Origin of the sequence: Sandarakinorhabdus sp. AAP62 (assembly GCF_000331225.1) — a bacterium.
Lineage (GTDB): Bacteria > Pseudomonadota > Alphaproteobacteria > Sphingomonadales > Sphingomonadaceae > Sandarakinorhabdus.
Genome location: NZ_ANFY01000003.1, coordinates 129,514 through 150,049, shown reverse-complemented (window position 1 = coordinate 150,049; position 20,536 = coordinate 129,514). Strand labels below are relative to the sequence as shown.

The window sequence follows — 20,536 nt, the reverse complement described above, 5'->3', positions numbered from 1 at the left end:
TGCAAGGGCAGGCTTGACGATTACGGGTGTAGTCAACACATTGCGGCACCAGAATTGGAGTCAGACATGCGCCTTGCCCTGATCGCCCTGCTGATGGCCGCGGCATCTTTGGCCGCTCCCGGCGCGCCTGCTGTTGCCGCCGCTGCTCCCCTGCCGGAGGCTGAGCGGCGCGCAGCGGTGCTGGCCTTCCTGCAGGCGCGCATGGCCAGGGACCAGATCCCCGGCCTGCAGATCGCCGTGGTGCAAGACGGGCGAATCCTGCTGAATGAAGCGCTGGGCATGGCCAATCTGGAACAGGGCATCAAGGTCACGCCCGAAACCCGCTTCTCCATCAATTCGGCGACCAAGAGCATCACTGGAGTCGCCGCGATGCAGTTGGTGGAGGCTGGCACGCTGGATCTTGACGCGCCGATCGGCCGCTATCTCACCGATCTGCCGGCGGCATGGGCCGCAATCCCGGTCCGGCATCTGCTTTCGCACCAATCGGGCCTGCCCGACATCGTGGACGATGATGGCGTGATCGGCGGCAGCGAGGCGGAGGCTTGGGCGGCGGTGAAGGCCCGGCCGGTCGAAGCCGCCGATGGCGCCCGCTTTGCCTATAACCAGACCAACTATGCCCTGCTTGGCCGCATCATCAGCCAGCAAGCCGGGATGGGTTTTGCCGATGTTTTCCAGCAGCGCCAGTTTGCGCCGGCCGGCATGCGCCGCACCCTGTTCGGCGACAGCGACGATATCATCCCCGGCCGGGCGCCCAGTTACAGTTTCTATCGTCACATTCGCGGCATCGGGGGCAAGCCGGGGGCCGACGTGAAGGGCAGCGTGCTCGGCCATTGGCGCGACGAATTCCCGCCGTTCATGCGTGCCGGCGCCGGCATCGTCACCACGGCGACAGACTTGGCCAATTGGCTGGTGGCGCTGGAACAGGGCAGGCTGATGAAGCCCGAAACCCGCACCCGCATGTGGCAGCGGGACAAGTTGAACGACGGCAAGCCCGGTGAATGGGCGATGGGCTGGCCGGTGCTGGAAAGCCGCGGCCGTCGCATCGTGGCCGGCATTGGCGGCGCGCGATCGGCCTTCTTCATCTATCCGGATCACGGCCTGTCGATTGTCGTGCTCCCCAATCTGGCGGCCGCCAATCCGCAGCGTTTCATCGACGACGTGGCGACGATCTACCTCGGTTCACCCTGAGCTTCGCGCCGGTCCTTCTCGGCCTGCTCCTCGGCCTTGCGTGCGGCACGGCCGCGGTTGCGGTCGGCTTCGTCCTGGCTGGTGGTGGTGGCATCGATGACCGCGCCGGTCGCCTTGATCGGCGCGGTGATGATGGTCTTGGCCGCACTCGCCAGGCAGCCGCCGAGCAGCAGGGGCAGGGAAAGCAGAAGCAACGAGCGCAACAACATGGGCGACCCATAGCAGCGCCTTGCTGACTCTTGGATGAAGGCGCGTCAGGCCAGTGCGTTTTTCGGCAGCGCCAGCAGCTGAGGGATGGCGGCCTTGAACGGGAAGAAGCCCTTGGTGGCGCGCGGCCAGGCCAGATCATCCCACGCGCGGCGCAGGCGCACCAGTTGCACACCATCGGCCGCCAGCGCCGGGGCCAGCACGTCCAGCCGGTCCTTCACCGGGCCGATCGGGGCATCGGCGGTGATGATCTGGGTGAGGCGGTGGCGGGCCGCCCAGTCGCGCATGGCGTCCACGCCAAAGGTGGCGTCCACGCGTTCGGGCTCCAGCCCCAGCCGCGTCGCGGCGCGGTCCAGCCCGTCGGCCAGCATGGCCATGGCGACCTGATGCTTCAGCGGCGCCGGGGTGCCGCCGATATCGGGCGTGGCGGCCAGCGCCACGATGGCGCCGGGCAGGGCCAGGGTTTCAAGGCTGGTGTCTTCGGTGGTGACGAACAGACCGGTGCGCGCCGTGGGATCAGCGCGCATCACCGGTGCGGGCGGAATCGGCGGCGGGATGATGTCGGCCGGCCACGGCGCCGCTTCGCGGGCCAGCGGCGCATCCACCATGAAGCGCCCGCCCGACAGGTCGCGGATCAGATCGGCGCGCGCCAGATAGGTCTTGCCCGCCGTCTGCAGTCCCACCACCCAGCGCCAGCCCAGCGTGTTGCTGGCCGGGCAGGCGTCGAGCAGATGCTTGTAGAAGAACGCCGCCCCCAGCTGCCAGGGCAGGCGCAGGGTGAAGCACCAGATGCTGGCAAAGCTCATCCGCACATGATTGTGCAGCCAGCCGGTTTTGATGAGTTCGTGCACCCAGGCATCGAAACAGTCGATGCCGGTGGTGCCTGCGAGCGCCAGTTCATAGCGGCGCTGCCACTTGCCATCCTCGGCCAGCATCGCTTCCATGCGCATCACATCGGCCTGCCAGCGCATCCAGATTTCGGGGCGCTGCTGCAGCCAGCCGACCCAGTAGGTACGCCAGCACACTTCCTGCACGAACTTTTCCGCACCGGTATAGCCTTGGGCAGCGACCGCGGCGGCGGCGACTTCGGCCTCGCTCACCAGCCGGCGACGGATGGCGGGGGAGAGCAGCGAGGTGGTCGCCTTGCCCTCCGGTCCGCCGTCATGATTGCGCCGCGCGGCATAGGCGCGGCCCGCCAAGGGGACGAAGTCGTAGAGGCGCGTGAGAGCATCGTCGCGGGTGAGGGGGAAGCGCATGGGTGGCGGGATAGCCGGCTTGCCCGGCGGCGGGCAGCGGCGCTGGTGTCGCGGTCAATCCACCACGGGGTAATGCAGGCCGCCCCAATCAGCGTCGGGCGCATCCATCATCAGGTCGATGAAGATCGGCAGCAGCCATGAAAGGATGCGCACGCCGTCGCGGACCTGGTTGCGGTTGATGGCGCTGTTCCAGGTGGCGCCGCCGTGCACCAGCTGGTTGCGCAGCACATAGAGCCGGCCAAAGATGATGGACAGCACCCGATCCGTCTCGCCGCTCAGCAGGGCGGTCTGCGCGGCGCGGTTGTCCCGCTCCAGCCACAGTTGCCATTCCTCGTGACCACCCTCGCCGGCCTGGTGTTGCCAGAACGGGGCATAGACATAGGGATTGGCCAGCAGCACGCGGATTTCGTTGCTGAAACGCTGGTGGATGGCATCGGCGATCCGGCGATGGCGATCGCAGATCAGCAGCAGGCTGAAATAGCGGCGAAAGGCCTCGCGTTCCGACACGCTTTCATTGGTGATCGGCCCGGCATAGGCAGCGTTGAACGCCACCCACAGCAGCAGGAAGCGCACATCCTCGTCGTCGGTTTCGCTGTCGGAGCGGCCGAGCCAGCTCAGTGCGCGGTGGATGCGGATCGACAGGTCGCGGCTGGCCCAGCCGTCCCGCTCAGCGCGGTGGCGGGCCTTCAGTTCGGCATGGCTGGGCGGCGCCAGCACGGTTCAGACCGTGAAGCTTTCCCCGCAGCCGCAGCTGCCCTTGGCGTTGGGGTTGTTGAATACGAAGCCGGCGGAGAAATCATCCTCGCGCCAGTCCATTGTGCTGCCAATCAGATACATCAGGCTGCCGCCATCGACGAACAGCGTGCCGCCCGGCGTGTCGATGCGCTCGTCGCCGGGCTTGGCGGCGGTGACATAGGCCAGATCATAGGCGAGGCCCGAACAGCCGCGGCGCGGGGTTGAAAGGCGCACGCCCACCGCGTCGGCCGGCGCAGCAGCCAGGATGGTGGCGATGCGGTTCGAAGCACCTTCCGTCACGATCAGCGGGGCGGGGCGCGGACGGCGCAGCGTTGTCGTCTGTTCCATCACAACATCCCCATTTCCAGCCGGGCCTCGTCGCTCATCTTGCCCGGGTCCCAGGCCGGGTCCCACACCAGGTTGACGTCGGCAGACTGGATGCCGGGCACGGCACAGACGCGGATTTCGACTTCGCCGGGCATGGATTCGGCCACCGGGCAGTGCGGGGTGGTCAGCGTCATGGTGATGGTGGCGTGGCCATTGTCGACCTCGACGCCATAGATCAGGCCCAGATCATAGATGTTCACCGGGATTTCCGGATCGTGGATCTGCCGAAGGGCGGCAACCACTTCATCGACGATGTCGCTGCTGGCGTCGGCCACCGGTTCGGGCTTCTGCTTGAGGAAGCCGTCAAGATAATCGGGCTTGTGGTCGCCGGATGCAGCGGCAGCCTGCGCTTCGGCGAGCGCGCGCAGCGGCGGCGCTTTCGGCACCGGCGTGGCTTCGTTCACTTCTTCCACTTCGAAGGCGCGATCTGTCATCACTTCACCCCAAAAATACGGGAAACACGGGCAAGGCCGTCCACCAGTCGCTCGACATCGCGCGGGCTGCTGTACAGGCCGAAACTGGCACGGGCGGTGGCCGGCACGCCGAGCAGGTTCATCAGCGGCTGGGCGCAATGATGCCCGGCGCGGATGGCCACGCCCGCTTCATCCAATATGGTGCCGATGTCGTGCGGATGCACCCCCTGCATGGTGAAACTGAGGATGCCGGCCGAATCCTCCGGCCCCCACAGGCGAATGGAGTTGAGGCCAGACAGCGCCTCGCGGGCCTGGCACACCAGCGCCGCCTCGTGGGCGTGGATGCGATCGAGGCCGATGCTTTCCACATAATCGATGGCGGCGGCCAAGCCGATCACGCCTTCGATATGCGGGGTGCCGGCTTCGAAACGGCCGGGCGGCGGGGCGTAGGTCGTCTTCTCGAACGTCACCGTTTCGATCATGGCGCCGCCGCCCTGCCACGGCGGCATGGAGGCGAGGATGTCGGCGCGCGCCCACAGCACGCCGATGCCGGTCGGGCCATAAAGTTTGTGGCCCGACAGCACATAGAAATCGCAATCCAGCGCCGCCATGTCGAGCGCAAGCCGCGGCGCGGCCTGGCAGCCATCGACCATCAGCAGCGCGCCGGCCGCATGGGCAGCATCGGCGATGCGGCGCACATCGGCGACGCCGCCGAGCACGTTCGAAACATGGGCGATGCTGACCAGCTTCGTTTCCGGGCGGATCATGGCGATCAGCGCATCTTCGTCGATGCGGGCATCGTCGGTCAGCGGCGCGACGTCGAGCACGGCACCGCTGCGTTCGCACAGCATCTGCCACGGCACGATATTGCTGTGGTGTTCCAGCGCCGAGATCAGGATGCGGTCGCCCGCCTTGAGACGTTGGCCCCAGCTTTGGGCGACCAAGTTGATGCCTTCGGTGGCACCGCGCACGAACACGACTTCATCGGGGCTGGCTGCGCCAATGAAGCGGGCAACGGTGGCGCGGGCTTCCTCGAAGCGCAGCGTCATGGTGGCGGAGCGTTCGTACACCCCGCGATGCACGGTGGCATAATCCGGGCCATAAACGCGGGCGATGGCGTCGATCACCGCCTGCGGCTTCTGCGAGGTGGCGGCGGTGTCGAGATAGGCCCAATCACCGGCCAACCCGGGGAAATCACCCTTCAGATCGAGCAAGGCTGGCGCGGTCGCCACGGTCACGCCGTCGTCTCCAGCAGGGCAGTAATCTCGGCGTCGAGCGCTTCGGTGGTCGCTTCATCCAGGCCCTCCAGCGCATCCGACAGGAAGGCGCGGGTGAGCAGGGCGCGGGCCTGGGCCGGCGGCACACCGCGGCTGGTCATGTAGAAGAGCGCGTTCTTATCAATCTCACCGATGGCGGCGCCGTGGGCGCATTTCACATCGTCGGCGAAGATTTCCAGTTCCGGCTTGGCGTTGGCGGTGGCGCCACGGTTGAGCAGGATCGCCTTGAACGACTGGCTGGCGTCGGTCTTCTGGCCTTCGCGCGCCACGGCGACCTGGCCAAGGTAACTGGTCGTCGCCGTGCCGCCGGCCACCGCGCGCACGATCTGGCGGCTGGTGGCATTGGGGCCGACATGGCGCACGGTGGTGACCAGCTCGATGGTCTGTTCACCGCGCCCGATCAGGATCGCGCCCAGCTGGAAATCGGCGCCGTCATGGCAAGTCACGTCGAGCGCGATGCGGCCATAGGCGCGGCCGGCATCGAGGATGGTCATCCGATAGGCCCCGCCCGCACCGATGCTGATGGCAAGGTGGCGGATGCCTTCTTCCGTGGCCCGGATGATGTCGGCTTGGGAATCGCCGGCCGGCACCACGACGGGCTCGACAGCGACCGGCCAGTGGCGAGCGACGGCCTTGAGGTCGCTGTAGCGCCAGGCCTCGTCCTTTCGGGTGGGAAGCGCGCTCACGCCGCGATCGCGGAATAGCCTTCCGCCTCCAGCTTGTGCGCCAGTTCGGCGCCGCCCGAATGGACGATGCGGCCATCCATCAGCACGTGGATATGATCGGGCACCACGTAATCGAGCAGGCGCTGATAATGGGTGATCAGCAGCGTGGCGCGCTCCGGGCCGCGCATGCTGTTGATGCCATCGGAAACGACGCGCAGGGCATCGATGTCGAGACCGGAATCGGTTTCATCGAGCACGGCGAGGAACGGCTGCAGCACATGCATCTGCACCATCTCGTTGCGCTTCTTCTCGCCGCCCGAAAAACCCTGGTTCACGGCGCGCTTCATCATGTCGAACGGCAGGCCGAGCTTTTCGGCGGCGGCCTTGGCCAGCTTCATGAATTCGGCGCCCGACACTTCGGGTTCACCGCGCAGGGTGCGCTGGGCGTTCAATGCCGTGCGCAGGAACAAGAGGTTGGACACGCCGGGGATTTCGACCGGATATTGCAGGCCCAGGAACAGGCCAGCAGCAGCGCGTTCGTGCGGCGCCTTGGCCAGCAGATCCTCACCGCGGAAGGTCACCGAACCGCCCGTCACTTCATAACCGTCACGCCCGGCCAGCACATAGGACAGGGTGGATTTGCCGGCGCCGTTCGGCCCCATGATGGCGTGCACCTCGCCGGCATTCACGGTCAGCGTCAGGCCCTTCAGGATGGTCTTGCCATCAATTTCGGCGGTCAGATTGTCGATAACGAGCATAATGGGGGGCAGTCCTTAACGGGTCTGGTTCTGGCGCTTGACGATGTCGACCACCGCCTTTTCGCGCAGTTCTTTTTCAATGACGCCCACGCTGGCTTCGGCGACGGCCTCGGCCTGCTGGGGTGTGCGGTTCGGGTGGCCGAAGCGATCGAAGGAGGCGACCTTCAGGCGCAGCGCGTTGCGGATCGGGCGGCAGCTTTTCACCGCTTCAACCGCGATGCTGCCGGCCGGATCCTTGGACACGTCTGCGGCGGCCACGGCCTTGTCGACACAGGTGCCGTAATCGGCGGTCATCTTGTCCAGTTCGGCGCGCAGTTGCTGGCCCTTCGGGTCCTGCCGCGGCGCCGGCGCATTGCAGGCGGCCAGCAGCAGCATCGCAGTGGCCGGAACCATGAATCGAATCGAAGTCATCATCCCACACTCCCTTCCAGGCTGATGCCCAGAAGTTTCTGCGCTTCGACGGCGAATTCCATAGGGAGTTGTTGCAATACCTCGCGGCAGAAGCCGTTGACGATCAGGCTGACGGCGGCTTCCGCATCCAGCCCGCGCGACTGGGCATAGAACAGCTGATCGTCGCTGATCTTCGAGGTGGTGGCCTCATGTTCGATGGTGGCGCTGGGGTTGCGCACCTCGATATAGGGCACTGTGTGGGCGCCGCACTGGCTGCCGAGCAACAGGCTGTCGCACTGGGTGTGGTTGCGCGCGCCTTCGGCCGTTGCGGCCACGCGCACCAGGCCCCGATAGGTGCCGCTCGACCGGCCGGCGCTGATGCCCTTCGACACGATGGTGGAGGTCGTGTTCTTGCCGAGATGGATCATCTTGGTACCGGTATCGGCCTGCTGGCGATTGTTGGTGACGGCGACCGAATAGAATTCGCCGACGCTGCCGTCGCCGGACAGCACGCAGCTGGGGTATTTCCAGGTGATGGCGCTGCCGGTTTCAACCTGCGTCCAGCTCACCTTGCTGTTCTTGCCAAGGCAGTTGGCGCGCTTCGTCACGAAATTGTAGATGCCGCCCTTGCCCTCGGCATCGCCGGGATACCAGTTCTGCACGGTCGAATATTTGATCTCGGCATCATCGAGCGCGACCAGCTCGACCACGGCCGCATGCAGCTGGTTTTCATCGCGCATCGGGGCGGTGCAGCCTTCCAGATAGGAGACGTAAGAGCCCTTGTCGGCGATGATCAGCGTGCGCTCGAACTGCCCGGTGTTGGCGGCGTTGATGCGGAAATAGGTACTCAGCTCCATCGGGCAGCGCACGCCCGGCGGGATGTAGACGAAGGTGCCATCGGAAAAGACGGCGCAGTTCAGGCAGGCAAAATAATTGTCGGTGACCGGTACGACGCTGCCCAGCCACTTTTTCACCAGATCGGGATATTCCTTCACCGCCTCGCTGATCGAGCGGAAAATGACGCCGGCCTTTTCCAGTTCGGCACGGAAGGTGGTGGCGACGGAGACGCTGTCGAACACGGCATCAACGGCAATCCGGCGCGAGCCCTCGACGCCGGCGAGCATCTTCTGCTCCTCGATCGGAATGCCGAGCTTTTCATAGGTGCGGCGGATTTCGGGATCGAGCTCATCCAGCGAGGCCAGAGTCGGCTTGGCCTTGGGCGCGGCGTAGTAATAGGCGTCCTGGTAATCGATCGGCACCACATCAAGCTTCGCCCAATTCGGGCTTTCCATCTTTTCCCACTTGGCAAAGGCCTTCAGCCGCCAATCGAGCAGCCATTCCGGTTCACCCTTCTTGGCAGAGATGTAGCGGACGGTATCGGTGGTCAGCCCCTTGGGCGCCATTTCCGATTCAACGTCGGTGGAAAAACCCCATTTGTAGGTGGCGAGATCGGCGACCGCTGCACGCGCTTCCGCGTCCTGGATGGGAGTCTCCTGAACAGGTTCATTGTCCACGGCAGTGGCAGCCACGTCTTCAGACATCACTCGTCTCTTTTCCGTCGTTCAGTCAGCCAGCGCCGGGGCGGGCGCTGCCATTGGAGCTGCCGCTGCCGCCGGCCGCACCAGATCGGCCAGTGTCACGGCGGCAAGCGCGCCGCGCACGGCCTGGTTGATCGGGGCCCAATGGCCCCGGATCGCGCAATGGCCTTCCATCGCACAGTCATTCACATCATTGCCGGCACAGCTGGTCAGCGCGATCGGGCCGTCCACGGCTTCCACCACTTCGGCAACGCTGATGTCTGCCGGATCGCGAGAGAGGGTGAAGCCGCCGGCCACCCCGCGCGACGCCAGCAACAGCCCGCCGCGGGCCAGCGTGCCCATCAGCTTGGCCACCGTGGGCGCCGGGATCGCCGTCAATTCCGCCACCCGCGCCGCCGACAGCTTTGCGGCCGGCTCACGCGCCGCCGCCGCCATCACGACGACGGCATAATCGGCAAGATTGGTGAGACGAATCAAGCGTCGGTTCCCGCGACGTCCGCAAAGTGGACAAATCTGGTCGTCTTATGCGGTCGAGGGTTGTCGCTGTCAAGTTTTCCGCTGGGTGCCGGGAAGGCGAACGCCGGCGCCAGAGCCGACCGTTATAGAGGTCGACGCCGGCGCAAGCGCCGGCCGTTGTAGAGGTGGACGCCGGCGCAAGCGCCGGCCGTTGTAGAGGTGGACGCCGGCGCAAGCGCCGGCTGGGGGGCTCAGGCGATGCGCACCAGATTGGGTAATCCCGGCAGCTGCCGGCGCTGGGTCATGGTGATGCTGGTCAGCGGCGCCGCCTGGGCCTGGAACTTTGCCGGCGTGAGGCCGGTAAAGGCCCGGAATTCCCGAATGAAATGCGCCTGATCGTAAAAGGCATCACCAGCCGCTTCCGACCAGGTGGTCGCCTCGCCCAGGCCCAGCCGGACGGCGGCGCCCAGCGCCCGATATTTGCGGGCCAGCAGCTTGGGCGATGCGCCATAAAGGCGGTGGGTGAGCCGTTCGACCGAGCGCGACGACATGCCGGCCGCGGCCACCAGTGCATCCACCTGCGGATTGGGGCTGGCCGTAAGCCATTCATCAGCCAGCCGCGTGAACCAGCAGGCCGGGTGGCGGTTGGCCGCCAGCTGGGTGGTCAGGAAGTTGATGATCACGTCGAAGCGGCTCTGATCATCGACCGCACTGGCCAGCGCATCCATCAGCGAAGCGACGATGGCGGGCGGCAGCACACTGTCCAGCCCCACCGCATTGTCGGCCAGCTCGTCAGCCGACAGGCCGATCAATTCGGCCCAGCCCAACGGCAACAGCCCGATGCCGAACAGGCGCAGCCGCGTATCGGCGGTATAGTGGGTGGGGGCTGTGGTCGGTCCCTGCAGGATGGCGCCGCCGCTGGCCCATTGCCGGCCCGACTTGTACTGCGTGCGACCGACACCATCGATCAACAGGCGGATCTGACCCAGTTCGGCTCGCATCAGATCGGCAAAGCCCGGTGCCGCCGTTTCGAACCAATAGAGCGACGAGACGTGCTGCCGCAACGCCGCTGGCGGCTCGAAATACCGTATCGAAATCATGGCCTGCCCTCCCCGGCTGGTCATGCCATGTCGGCAGCTGCACCTGCCAACCCCGATTGCCCTGAATGCTGAACATGGCAGATTTCCACCATTTTGGCAAAACTCCAAAAAAAACGGCCCGGATGGGGATGCCATCCGGGCCGGTCAAGTTCGGGAGCTCCGGCAAGGCCGAAACTCCACGGGTCGCAGTTTCTGCATAGGCCATTCAGGCCGCGCACGATTGTAGAATTCCGACAAATCGCGGGCGCGTGGAGGCTTGCGCTGGCGCGCAAAGCCCCTAAGCGCAGGCGATGGGCATCAACATGAGCACGGCGCCAACTTCAGGCCGCTTCGCCTTTCCGGCGATGGTCACCGGTTCGGCCTGCCTGGCCTTTGGGCCATGGCTGGTGCGGCTGGCCGATGTCGGCCCACTGGCTTCGGCCTTCTGGCGGCAGGCACTGGCCGTGCCGTTCCTGTTTGCACTGGCGATGGTGCTGGGCCGGCGGCAGCCGAAATCCGGCTTTGCCGGCAGCACGCCGGGATTGATCGCCTTGGCGGCGCTGGCCGGATTGGCCTTTGCCGGCGATCTGGCGGTCTGGCACCTGGGCATCATGCGCACCACGCTGGCCAATGCGACGCTCCTGGCCAATGCCGCCACGTTCCTGCTGCCGCTCTATGGCCTCGTCGTGCTGGGTCAGCGCCTGACGCGCCCGCAATGGTGGGCGCTGGCGGTCGCTGCCGTGGGTGTGGGGCTGCTGCTCGGCCGCAGTGCAGAGGTCTCGGCGCGGCACTTCGCCGGCGATCTCCTGTGCCTGGCGGCGGCGGTATTCTATACCATCTATCTGATTGCCATTGAAAAGGTGCGCGGCACGCTTGACGCGATGCCGGCGCTGGCGCTGGCGACGCTGGCTTCGGCCCTGGCGCTGGCGCCGCTGGCCGCCACCGGCCTGTTCTGGCCGCAGGACTGGACGCCGGTGCTGGGCCTCGCCCTTGGCAGCCAGGTCGTGGGCCAGGGGCTGATCGTCTATGCCGTGCGCCACCTGTCGCCGCTGGTGGTTGGTCTCACCTTGCTGGTGCAGCCCGCGATCAGCGCCCTCATCGGCGCCCTGCGCTTTGGCGAAGTGCCCGGCCCGCTCGAGCTGCTTGGCGCAGCGCTGGTAGTGGCCGCCCTGTTGATCGCGCGCCTGCCGTCGCGAGCCTGACTTTTCAGGGGCCTAGAATTTCGGCTCGGCGGTCCAGCCCGGCTTCTGCCATCGGTTGGCCACGGTCAGCCCCACGCGCCACGCGGCCTCGGCTTCCTGCGCAGCCGCTTCGAAGGTGAAGCTGGCGGCGACCTCGTCACACGGCTGGTGATAGCAGCGCTGATTGAAATCATCGATCATCGCCTGCCCGGCCGCGGTGTCACCCGCCACCAGGTCGCGCCCGGCGCGGAAGGCCAGCGCCGGCACGCCATTGCGCGCAAACGGGAAATGATCGGACCGGAAATACCAGCCGGCCTCCGGATTGGGTTCGGGCACCACCACCAGCCCCATGGCGTTCGCCGCATCGCCCAGATCGGTTTCCAGCGTGGTGCGGCCGCCGCCAATCAGTTCCAGACTGCGGGTGCGGGGCAGTTGCACGTGCGGATCAAGGTTGATCACCGCCACGGTGGTGGCCAACGGAAACAGCGGATTGGCCGCATAATGTTCGGCGCCGAGCAGGCCCTTCTCCTCCGCTGTCCACGCCGCAAATACCAGGGTGCGGGCCGGGCGCGGGCCGGCGACAAAGGCGCGGGCGACCTCGATCAGTTCGGCGGTGCCGGTGGCATTGTCGATGGCGCCATTGCGGATGGCGTCGCCCCTTGCGTCAGCCACGCCCGCGCCATTGGCATCCCAGTGCGCGCCGAACAGCACGGTCTCGCCGGCCTGCGTCGTGCCGGGCAGCCTGCCAACGACATTGTAACTGGTGAACGGCGTGGCGATCAGCTGGCCCGATGCGCTGGCGCGGGCCGGCAAGGGCAAGGCGCGGAAATCGGTGCGGCGGGCGGCAGCCTTGGCCTTGGCCAGATCCAGCCCCGCCGCCGCCAGCAACCGCTGGCCCAGCCCACCCTCGATCCAGCTGGCAAAGCGGAACCCGCCGCCAAACTGGGTCGTGCCCGGCACCATCTGCGGCACAAGTTCGGTGCCAACCAACTGCGCCAGCGGGTAGGAGGCGGCGAAATCCTCGTGCAGCACGATGGCCCCCACCGCGCCGGCCTTGGCGGCCGCCGCCATCTTCACGCCAACGCGGCCGCCATAGGTCAGCCGTCGGCCCTCGAAGCCCAGATCGGCCCCGGCTTCGCCATCGGGATCACCGGCCAGCAGCAGCACCACTTTTCCCGCCACATCAACGCCGGCATAGGGATCATGGCCGCCCGCCACCACACCGAACCCGGCAAAGACCATCGGCGCGCTGGCGATATTCGTGTCACCCGGCAAGCGCAGCGCCAGTGTCGCATTCTGGCCCAGCGTCACCGGCAGCGCCGCGCCGTTCACCTGCACGACAAGCGTCGCGCCGGGCCCACGGTCCAGACGGATCAACGGCACCGGCTGCAGCCAGCTGCCGTTTGGCCCGGCCGGCTCCAGCCCGGCGGCCTGAAAGCGCGCCGCCAGAAACGCCAGGGTCTGCGCCTCGCCCACTTCGCCCGGTCCGCGCCCGGCAAAGGCGTCTGATGCCAGCGCCTTCACGTCGTCGCCGATGCGGACGGCAGAGAAACGGAAGGGTTCGGCTGCAACCGGCGTGGCGATCAGCAGGGCGGACAGGAAGAGGGTGCGCATGGCTGGCACCATGGGCGCAACGGGCCAGTGTCGCAAGCGCTGGCGGGATGGCGCAGCTGCGGCTATGTTCATGGCTCGTTCCCATTTCTACCGGATATGCCCGTGACCGAAGCTGCGATTGCCATCATTGCCCTGCTGCTTGGCCTGGTTGCCGGCTGGTGGCTGGCGAGCCGCCCGGTGGCGACCCTGAAAGCCGAACGCGATGCGGCCAGGCGCGAGGCCGACGAGCGGCGGACGAAGCTGGCGGAGACGGCCGTGGAGATCAGGGCGCTGCAGACCGAGCGGACCGAGCGCGATGCCGCCCATGCCCGCCAGCTGGAGGAGCTGGGCACAAGGTTCGAGGCGGTGGCCGGGCGCGTGCTGGAGCAGGCACAGGGCCAGCTGATCACCCGCGCCGAACAGCGCTTTGCCGAAGCAGAGACCAAGAACCAGGCCAGTTTGAAGGCGGTGCTGGCGCCGGTTGCCGAAACGCTGGCCAAATATGAGAACCGGCTGGGCGAGGTGGAGAAGGCTCGCGCCGAAAGCTATGGCGCGCTCAGCCAGGCGCTGGAGCAGGTGACGCAGGGCCAGCTGCGCGTGTCGGACGAAGCGGCGCGGCTGGTGACGGCCCTGCGCAGCAGCGGCAAGACCAGCGGCAGCTGGGGCGAACAGCAACTGGCCAACACGCTGGAAATGGCGGGCCTGCGCGCCGGCGTGGATTTCACCCTGCAAACCCACACGGCGACCGACAGTGGCGGCCGGCGGCCCGATGCCATCATCAACCTTCCCGGCGGCCGCCAGTTGATCGTCGATTCCAAGTGCAGCCTGAACGATTATCTGGCCGCGCTGGAGGCGGGCAGCGACGCCGATCGGCTGCTGGCCATGAAGCGCCACGCCGCGGCCGTGCGCACCCATGCCCGCGGCCTTTCGGAAAAAGCCTATTGGACGGAGTTTGGCGCTGCCGCCGATTTCGTCATCATGTTCATCCCCGGCGAGAATTTCCTGTCCGCCGCGATGGAGCATGATCTGGCGCTGCTGAGCTGGGCATTCGAACAGCGCATCCTGCTGGCCGGGCCGATCAACCTGCTCGCCATCGCCAAGACGGTGGCCTTGAACTGGCGACAGGACAAGTTGGCCGATGAAGCCCGCGAGATCGGCAAGCTGGGCGCCGACATCTACAGCGCGATTGCGGTGATGGCCGAGCATCTGGTGAAAATGCGCCGCAACCTGGGTGAAACGGTCAGCAATTACAATGATTTCGTTGGCTCGCTGGAACGCAACGTGCTGCCCAAGGCGCGGCGCTTTGCCGATATGGGGGTGGATCCCGGCAAGAAGCCGGTGCCGCAGCTGGCCGCCGTCGAAGCCCAGCCGCGCAGCGAACAGGCCAGCGAGCTCCTGTTGCCGCCGGCGGCCGAATGATCAGTCCAGCACGCCGAGCACGACCAGGATCAGCAGATAGAGACCGAGCGTGATGACGGCGGCAATGCTGAGGTACAGCGTGCGCCAGGTCGCGCCGAACCAGCCAAGGGCATAGGCGCCGCGCAATTGCACGAACATGTGCACTGCCGGTGCCAGCACCACCGGCAGCCAGAACAGGCTGTTGCTGATGCCAGCGGTCAGCCCCAGGCTGGCGGTGATGAACAACAGGCTCATGAAGCTGATCGAATAGAGCGCGAAGATGGCGTGATCATAAAGGCCGATTCCGCGACGCCAGAAAAACGCCAGCCACAGCCACGGCAGTGACAATGGGACCAGCAGGAAGCTCAGCTTGTAGGCCTTGGTCTGCAGCTTGTAGAGCACCAGGCTCGGATTCTTCAGGGCTTCCTTGGCCTTGGCGTTCAGTTCAGGGAACCCGCCGATGATCGTCAGTTCGCCGTTCTGGCTGGCCTGAACGATGCCGCGGCCGATGTCGGACACGACATCAGAGGCGCTGGCGTCAGGGTCGCCAGCGCGCTTCGCCAGCGCCGCCATGCCAGTGCGGGCCGCTTGCAACTCGACAATCCGGGGCTTGTTGCCGGCGGCTCGAGCGGCCGCCAGTTCGGCATCGATGTCGGCCAAGGCCTTCCGGGCTTCTGCGGCCCGCTCGGCCGGCGCGGCATCGCCGCCCACCTTCACGGCATCATCCGGCAAGCTGGCGAAAGACAGCACGAAGAACATCAGGAACACCACCAGCAGGAACAACGGCACCGGCGCGATGTAACGGGCGCGCTGGCCTTCGATGTAACTGCGGGTAAGCCGGCCGGGACGGAAGACCAGCATGGGCAGCGTGGTCCAGGCCTTGCCATCGAAATGGGTGATGCCGTGCAGGAATTCGTGGAACACCGCGCCCACGCTGCGGTGCAGATGGGCACGCTGGCCGCACTGGCCGCAGAAAGGCCCGGTGAGCATCGTGCCGCAGTTGGCACAGGCGCCGCCCTGGCTGTGGCCTGGTGCCGGCTGATCGAGCGCATGTGCTGCCATACCGGCTGTCACCAGCGCTCCGGCTGCTTCGATCTGGTCAGACATCAGGCCCCCGTCTGCCGTTGGTTGCCTTGCTGCTTGGGCCGAAATCCACAGCAAAGGCAAGTGGGCAAGCCGCCACCACGTTGCGTCGCTGCCGGGCCGGCGCTACGGTCGAACATCAGATCAGGGAGAGCATGATGGCGGGCGTGAACAAGGTGATTTTGGTCGGGCGTCTGGGCAAGGACCCGGAATCCAAGACCTTCGCCAACGGCGGCACGGTGGTGCAGTTCACCATGGCCACCTCGGAAAACTGGCGCGACAAGGCCACCGGCGAACGCAAGGAAAAGACCGAGTGGCACAACATCGTGATCCGCAACGAGAATATCGGCCGGGTTGCCACCCAATATCTGCGCAAGGGCAGCGAGGTCTATATCGAAGGGTCGATCGCGACCCGCAAATATACCGATCAGAGCGGCGCTGAACGTTACATCACCGAGATCGTCATCGGTCCGTTCAAGGGCGAACTGGCGCTGATCGGTGGCCGTGATGGCGGCGGTGGCGGCAGCAGCAGCGGCCGGGGCGACGATTTCGGCGGTGGCGGCTATGGCGGCGGCGCACCCGCAGGTGGCGGCGGCTTTGGCGGTGCGCCGGCCGGCGGCGGCAAGCGTCCGGGCGCGTTCGACGATGATCTGGATGACGACGTGCCGTTCTGATCAAGCCATTCCGGCCCGGCTCAATCCTTCTTCAGCACCGCAAACGGGCTGCGCCGGGCAATGGCTTCCTCTTCGCTGATCACGCCGGCCACGCTGACGGGCAGGCGCGGATAGGGATCGAGGCCGAGCGCAAAGGCCTGGGCGGCGATCTCGCCCAGATCGACAATGTCACCGGCCAGTGGTTCGACTTCGAGATCATCGCTCGACAGTTCAATGTCGCCGCCATCCGGCGTTTCCGGCGTGAGCAGCAGGGCGATGGGTTCCGTCACCAGAAACGGCACCGGATCGGCGCTGGCCACGCAGGGCTGGCTGCCGGCGCCGTGCACCTGGCCGGTGATGCGGATGCCGGCGGCCTCGCGCTTCACTTCCAGCGCCGCCGTCAGCCGGTCAAGGCTGAGCAGATTGAAACGCCCCGCCAGCGCCGCACGCTCGCTGTCATTGGCTTCCAGCATCAGGCGTTTGGTCACGCCGCCAATCTCGTGGGCGCGCAGGATGTGGCTATATTCGGGTGTGGCGCTCATGCGGTGGCTCCCCATTGTCCGGCCAGCAACGCTTCGGCGCTGGTGGCTGCCAGTTGCTGCTGCAGGCGCAGCACGGCGGTGGCGACGAAATCGACGGCCGGGTCGGCCACCGCTTCGCCGCGATAGAGATTGCGCCGCAACGCTTCGGCCAGCGCGCTGCGATCGGCACCGGCCTCGCGATAGGCCCCCAGCCGGCCGCCCAATGCCGCCATCATGCGGCCCATATGCTTCGGGATCACCTGATCGCCGATCCCGTCCTGGCGCAGATTGCCTTCCATGTCGGCCAGGAAGCGATCTCCCAGATCGGCCGACAGCTGCGCGGCCGGATGCCGGCCGTTGCCCTCCGACAACTGCTCCAGCCGCAACAGCAGCAGCGACAGCACCAGCACCACCATGTCGAATCGGCCATCCAGTGTGTCGGGCACGCCGCCTTCCACATAATAGCCCGGCTGCCGCGCCTCGTTCACCACCGCGGCATACAGCGGCTCGACCGGTGACGGCGCTGTGCGCCAGAGCAGGCGCCTGAGGCTGGAGAGCAATCCCATGCGACGAGCGGCTAGCATAATCGTCCCGGCTGACATAATGAACTTGCCGAACAGAGATGTCGCAGCGGGGGCGCCACGACGCTGGAGTGTGAGATGAAGACCGGTTTTGCCACCATTGCCCTGATCGCCGCCGCCCTTGTCACCAGCGGCTGCTCGCGAATCAAGGCGCAGCAGGGCTATCTGATCGACGAGACCTTGTTCACGTCGATACTGCCCGGCGTGGACAATCGCGAATCCGTGTCGCGCACGCTGGGCCGCCCGACCTTTGCCGCCCAGTTCGATACCGGCAGCTGGTATTATGTCAGCCGCCTCACCGGCCAATATGCCTTTGTCGCGCCCAAGACGCTGCAGCAGCAGATCCTGATTGTCAGCTTTGATGCGACCGGCAACGTGTCGAAGGTGGAACGTCGCGGCATGGAAAAGATCGCCCGCATCAATCCGGTGGACGACAAGACGCCCACGCTCGGCAAGTCGGAAAGCTTCTTCCAGGAATTGTTTGGCAACGTGGGCCAGGTCGGCGCCGGCAACGGACCACTGGGCGGCCAGCCGACAGGACGCGACGGCCCACGCTGAGTGCAGGGCTGACGCCGTGCGCCGTGCCGCGATCTTGGTCGGGTTACTTGCAGCGCCGGCGCGGGCCGCCGATCCTGCACCTCAACCCCGGCTTGAAGAACGCTGGCTGAGCCTTGCCGCCCAGGATGCGCCGGCGGGACTGTGGTGGGCTGGCCCTGACGAGCGGGATACCAGCGGCGCCGACACGCTGGCGGAGGCGCTGGCGGCCGTACCCGGCCTGATCTTCACGCCCGCACCCGGCAATGGCAGCGCCGCGCTGATCGTGCGCCATGGCCGCAGCCAGCCTGGCCTTCAGGTGGGTGGCGGCCTGCTGCCCGGGGTCTCGCCGCTGCTGGCTGGCCTGTTCGATGCCGATCTGCTGCTGGTGGGGCCGCCCGGCGGGCTGGGCAGTGCGGCCGGGGATATCAGCCTTTCCCTGCGCCGGCCGGCTGAGAAACTCGCCGGGCTGGGCGAATTTGCCGCCGGTGCGTTCGGCAGCCGGCGCGGCCTTGCTCGCCTGGATGTACCGGTCAGCAAGGGTGTCCGGCTCGGCCTTGCCGGCCATATCCAGCATGATCTTGGCTGGCTGCGCAATACGACCACCGGTGAACAGCTCAATCGCGGCTTGCGCTCCGGCGTGGCCGGCACGCTCGATATCGATCTCGGGCCGACGCTTTCGGTGGCGCTGACCAGCCTCTATGCGCGCAGCAAGGCCGGCAATCTGCCCGGCTTTGCCTGTGATCCGAATGCGCCGGCCAATTGCGATGGCCGCTTTGCCAGCACCGGCCAGCGCGGCCAGGCCCCGCGTGCCAGCTGGGGCCCGATTTCGGTGGACCTTGCTGCGCAGCCGCTGGGCCAGCGCACGGCACTGGTCCAGAACGCGCTGCGCATCGTGCAGCAAGGGGAGCGGTTGCGGGTGGAACTGTCCGGCAGCTGGGTACGGCAGACCGGCGATCTGGGCCTTGATCTGGCCGATGGCCGGCACCTGGCGGCACTGGCGGTTCCCGCCGGTCTGGCCAGCGGCGGCTATGGCCTGATCGCCCGCACGGTGGACGAAACGCGCGCAATCGAACTGACCGGCGAAGCCGATCTGGGCATGCTCACCCTGCGCGGCGGTGTCGGCATCAGCTCGGGCAGCAACCACCGCAATCAGGCTGATACGCTGGCCGGCAGTGTGCTCGCCGATCGCCGTATCGTGCAGGATCGCGACAGCAACCATGGCTTTGCGCAAGCGCGGCTGGAACCGGGCCATGGCCTCGCGCTGGAAGCCGGCCTGCGCGTCGACCGGCAGACGCTGAACCTCGCTGCAAGCGACCGCCGCGCCGGCTGTGCGCCGTGCCTGGCACTGGCCGGCCCGGCCCGGCAGGTCGAAACACTGGTCACGCCCGAATTTGCTGCTTCGTGGCGGGCGTCCCCACAATGGCTGATCTTTGCCCGCAGCGCGCGCAGTGCCCGGCTGCCGGGCTGGAACCTGCTGGCCCGTTCCACGCCCGAATTGCAGCTGCTGCCGGCCGAAACCGGCTGGCACCACCAGGCCGGCGTGAAGGCTGATCTGTGGCAAGGGCGGCTGCGGCTGGATGCCAGCGGCTTTGTCGCGCGCACGCGCGGGCTGGTCTCGCCGCTGCTCGGCATTGATCCGCTGGCGCTGGCAGGGGTGGGGGCGGCGTCCCAGCGCCAGGACATGACCAATCACGGCCTTGATGTGGTGGCGCACGCGCGGCCGGTGGACCAGCTTGACCTGGCCGCGACCCTGGGCTGGCAGCAGGCGCGCTGGACTGGCGCGGTGCCGGCCGGTGCGCCCGGCCGGCCACTCTACGCGCCCGACACCACGGCCAGCCTGTCGGCGGCGTGGCGGCAGCCGCTGGTGGGTACCGGATCGGTGCTGATCCCGCGCGTCGCAGCGCGCTGGCGCAGCGCCATGGCGGTGGCCGGCGGCCCGGTGCTGGGCCTGGCTGACGGGGTTTCGCCCGGCGGCTGGCAGGTGGCTGCGGCGCTGCAGATGGAAATTCCCGATGGCGGCTGGTTGATGAGTCTGGAGTGCGAGAATTGCCTCGATCAGACCCTTACCGATGGTGCGGTGGCCGGGCTGCCCACGCTGAACCCGCCACGCTGGTGGCAAATCCGGTTCCGGCGCCGGTTCTAGAAGGCCCAAAGTGGCACGATTGCCACGAATTGCCGTCTTTTGCGGTTATATTGCCGTGCCATGACAAAATTCCGCTTGCACCGTGGGGGGCATCCCCGCTTTAAGCCATTCATCAGGGGAAAACTGATGCAAGGTGCCCCCCGAGGGGCGTGTTTCACGAGAAGGGGAATTTATGGCCACTGAAGCCAAGAGCGGACGCAATACCTCGGCGCTGATGAAGCCGCTGACGCCGCAAGGCCCGCTCGCCGCCATCGTGGGCGCCAGCCCGCTGCCGCGCGGTCAGGTCGTTGCCAAGGTGTGGGATTATATCCGTGCCAACAATCTGCAGAAGCCGACCGACAAGCGCGTGATCCTGGCCGATGCCAAGCTGAAGGCTGTCTTCGGCAAGGACGAATGCACCATGTTCGAAATGAACAAGTTCATCGCCCAATATCTGAAGTAAGCACTTCGGACCGTATTGAAGGGGGCGCTGCCGGGGATGCCCGGCAGCGCCCCTT

The 20,536-nt window shown here is 66.7% G+C and carries 23 protein-coding genes; 7 read left to right on the top strand and 16 right to left on the bottom strand.

The features are described 5' to 3' along the window. The first annotated feature begins 66 nt into the window (after nt 1-66). Entirely contained in the window at nt 67-1,188 is a 1,122-nt protein-coding gene (locus D619_RS15150) for a serine hydrolase domain-containing protein (RefSeq protein WP_017666682.1), read from the top strand. Here the strand turns inward: D619_RS15150 and D619_RS0100945 are convergent. From D619_RS0100945 to D619_RS0100890, 12 genes are all read right to left on the bottom strand, one after another. After that, on the bottom strand, nt 1,170-1,382 hold the full coding sequence (locus tag D619_RS0100945; RefSeq protein WP_347574764.1) for a hypothetical protein: 213 nt from the start codon (nt 1,380-1,382) through the stop codon (nt 1,170-1,172). The genes D619_RS15150 and D619_RS0100945 overlap by 19 nt on opposite strands. Nucleotides 1,383-1,442: 60 nt before the next feature. Beyond that, nucleotides 1,443-2,651 carry an FAD-binding domain-containing protein gene (locus D619_RS15145; protein WP_017666680.1) on the bottom strand — a complete coding sequence of 403 codons (1,209 nt, stop codon included), beginning with the start codon at nt 2,649-2,651 and terminating at the stop codon, nt 1,443-1,445. 54 nt (nt 2,652-2,705) lie between these two features. Then, on the bottom strand, nt 2,706-3,368 hold the full coding sequence (locus D619_RS0100935) for a HEPN domain-containing protein (protein ID WP_017666679.1): 663 nt from the start codon (nt 3,366-3,368) through the stop codon (nt 2,706-2,708). A 3-nt stretch (nt 3,369-3,371) separates the two neighbouring features. Beyond that, nucleotides 3,372-3,734, bottom strand: a complete 363-nt coding sequence (locus tag D619_RS0100930) for an iron-sulfur cluster assembly accessory protein (RefSeq protein WP_017666678.1) — start codon at nt 3,732-3,734, stop codon at nt 3,372-3,374. Further along, the gene (locus D619_RS0100925; RefSeq protein ID WP_017666677.1) at nt 3,734-4,207 is read right to left on the bottom strand and encodes a DUF59 domain-containing protein; all 474 of its coding nucleotides are present in this window, start codon (nt 4,205-4,207) and stop codon (nt 3,734-3,736) included. Before D619_RS0100925 ends, D619_RS0100930 begins: the two co-directional genes overlap by 1 nt. Beyond that, nucleotides 4,207-5,424, bottom strand: coding sequence for a cysteine desulfurase (locus D619_RS0100920; RefSeq protein WP_017666676.1), 1,218 nt, complete (start codon nt 5,422-5,424; stop codon nt 4,207-4,209). Before D619_RS0100920 ends, D619_RS0100925 begins: the two co-directional genes overlap by 1 nt. Next, nucleotides 5,421-6,149 carry a SufD family Fe-S cluster assembly protein gene (locus D619_RS0100915; RefSeq protein ID WP_017666675.1) on the bottom strand — a complete coding sequence of 243 codons (729 nt, stop codon included), beginning with the start codon at nt 6,147-6,149 and terminating at the stop codon, nt 5,421-5,423. The genes D619_RS0100920 and D619_RS0100915 overlap by 4 nt, the downstream gene beginning before the upstream one ends. Continuing rightward, entirely contained in the window at nt 6,146-6,886 is a 741-nt protein-coding gene (gene sufC / locus D619_RS0100910) for a Fe-S cluster assembly ATPase SufC (RefSeq protein WP_017666674.1), read from the bottom strand. The genes D619_RS0100915 and sufC overlap by 4 nt, the downstream gene beginning before the upstream one ends. Nucleotides 6,887-6,901: 15 nt before the next feature. Further along, complete coding sequence (locus D619_RS0100905) at nt 6,902-7,261, bottom strand: hypothetical protein (RefSeq protein ID WP_020480357.1); 360 nt, start codon at nt 7,259-7,261, stop codon at nt 6,902-6,904. A gap of 35 nt (nt 7,262-7,296) precedes the next feature. Next, a complete protein-coding gene (sufB, locus tag D619_RS0100900) occupies nt 7,297-8,817 on the bottom strand; it encodes a Fe-S cluster assembly protein SufB (protein WP_017666672.1) in 1,521 nt (506 codons plus the stop codon). A gap of 21 nt (nt 8,818-8,838) precedes the next feature. Further along, nucleotides 8,839-9,291 carry an SUF system Fe-S cluster assembly regulator gene (locus tag D619_RS0100895; RefSeq protein ID WP_017666671.1) on the bottom strand — a complete coding sequence of 151 codons (453 nt, stop codon included), beginning with the start codon at nt 9,289-9,291 and terminating at the stop codon, nt 8,839-8,841. Between the two features lie 230 nt (nt 9,292-9,521). Further along, nucleotides 9,522-10,370 carry an AraC family transcriptional regulator gene (locus D619_RS0100890; RefSeq protein ID WP_020480356.1) on the bottom strand — a complete coding sequence of 283 codons (849 nt, stop codon included), beginning with the start codon at nt 10,368-10,370 and terminating at the stop codon, nt 9,522-9,524. 290 nt (nt 10,371-10,660) lie between these two features. Here D619_RS0100890 and D619_RS0100885 point away from each other — a divergent pair, with 290 nt between their 5' ends. Continuing rightward, nucleotides 10,661-11,551 (top strand): DMT family transporter, encoded by an 891-nt coding sequence (locus tag D619_RS0100885; protein WP_017666669.1) that lies wholly within the window; start codon nt 10,661-10,663, stop codon nt 11,549-11,551. Nucleotides 11,552-11,563: 12 nt separating this feature from the next. Here the strand turns inward: D619_RS0100885 and D619_RS15140 are convergent, their stop codons facing one another. Continuing rightward, the gene (locus tag D619_RS15140) at nt 11,564-13,144 is read right to left on the bottom strand and encodes a M28 family peptidase (RefSeq protein WP_033372747.1); all 1,581 of its coding nucleotides are present in this window, start codon (nt 13,142-13,144) and stop codon (nt 11,564-11,566) included. A gap of 102 nt (nt 13,145-13,246) precedes the next feature. On the opposite strand from D619_RS15140, the gene rmuC reads away from it, so the two are divergent. Beyond that, on the top strand, nt 13,247-14,542 hold the full coding sequence (gene rmuC, locus D619_RS0100875; protein WP_026090564.1) for a DNA recombination protein RmuC: 1,296 nt from the start codon (nt 13,247-13,249) through the stop codon (nt 14,540-14,542). Here the strand turns inward: rmuC and D619_RS0100870 are convergent, their stop codons facing one another. Continuing rightward, the gene (locus D619_RS0100870) at nt 14,543-15,628 is read right to left on the bottom strand and encodes a DUF3667 domain-containing protein (RefSeq protein ID WP_017666666.1); all 1,086 of its coding nucleotides are present in this window, start codon (nt 15,626-15,628) and stop codon (nt 14,543-14,545) included. It abuts the gene before it with no gap. 131 nt (nt 15,629-15,759) lie between these two features. Here D619_RS0100870 and ssb point away from each other — a divergent pair, with 131 nt between their 5' ends. Next, complete coding sequence (ssb, locus tag D619_RS0100865; RefSeq protein WP_017666665.1) at nt 15,760-16,278, top strand: single-stranded DNA-binding protein; 519 nt, start codon at nt 15,760-15,762, stop codon at nt 16,276-16,278. Nucleotides 16,279-16,298: 20 nt separating this feature from the next. Here ssb and D619_RS0100860 read toward each other — a convergent pair whose 3' ends face one another. Then, on the bottom strand, nt 16,299-16,799 hold the full coding sequence (locus D619_RS0100860) for a DUF177 domain-containing protein (protein WP_017666664.1): 501 nt from the start codon (nt 16,797-16,799) through the stop codon (nt 16,299-16,301). Then, on the bottom strand, nt 16,796-17,344 hold the full coding sequence (locus D619_RS0100855; protein WP_017666663.1) for a ubiquinol-cytochrome C chaperone family protein: 549 nt from the start codon (nt 17,342-17,344) through the stop codon (nt 16,796-16,798). The genes D619_RS0100860 and D619_RS0100855 overlap by 4 nt, the downstream gene beginning before the upstream one ends. A gap of 93 nt (nt 17,345-17,437) precedes the next feature. On the opposite strand from D619_RS0100855, the gene D619_RS0100850 reads away from it, so the two are divergent. From D619_RS0100850 to D619_RS0100840, 3 genes are all read left to right on the top strand, one after another. Next, a complete protein-coding gene (locus D619_RS0100850; protein WP_017666662.1) occupies nt 17,438-17,917 on the top strand; it encodes an outer membrane protein assembly factor BamE in 480 nt (159 codons plus the stop codon). Between the two features lie 16 nt (nt 17,918-17,933). After that, nucleotides 17,934-20,039, top strand: coding sequence for a TonB-dependent receptor (locus D619_RS0100845; protein ID WP_017666661.1), 2,106 nt, complete (start codon nt 17,934-17,936; stop codon nt 20,037-20,039). Nucleotides 20,040-20,211: 172 nt separating this feature from the next. After that, entirely contained in the window at nt 20,212-20,481 is a 270-nt protein-coding gene (locus D619_RS0100840) for an SWIB/MDM2 domain-containing protein (protein ID WP_017666660.1), read from the top strand. Nucleotides 20,482-20,536 lie beyond the last annotated feature (55 nt).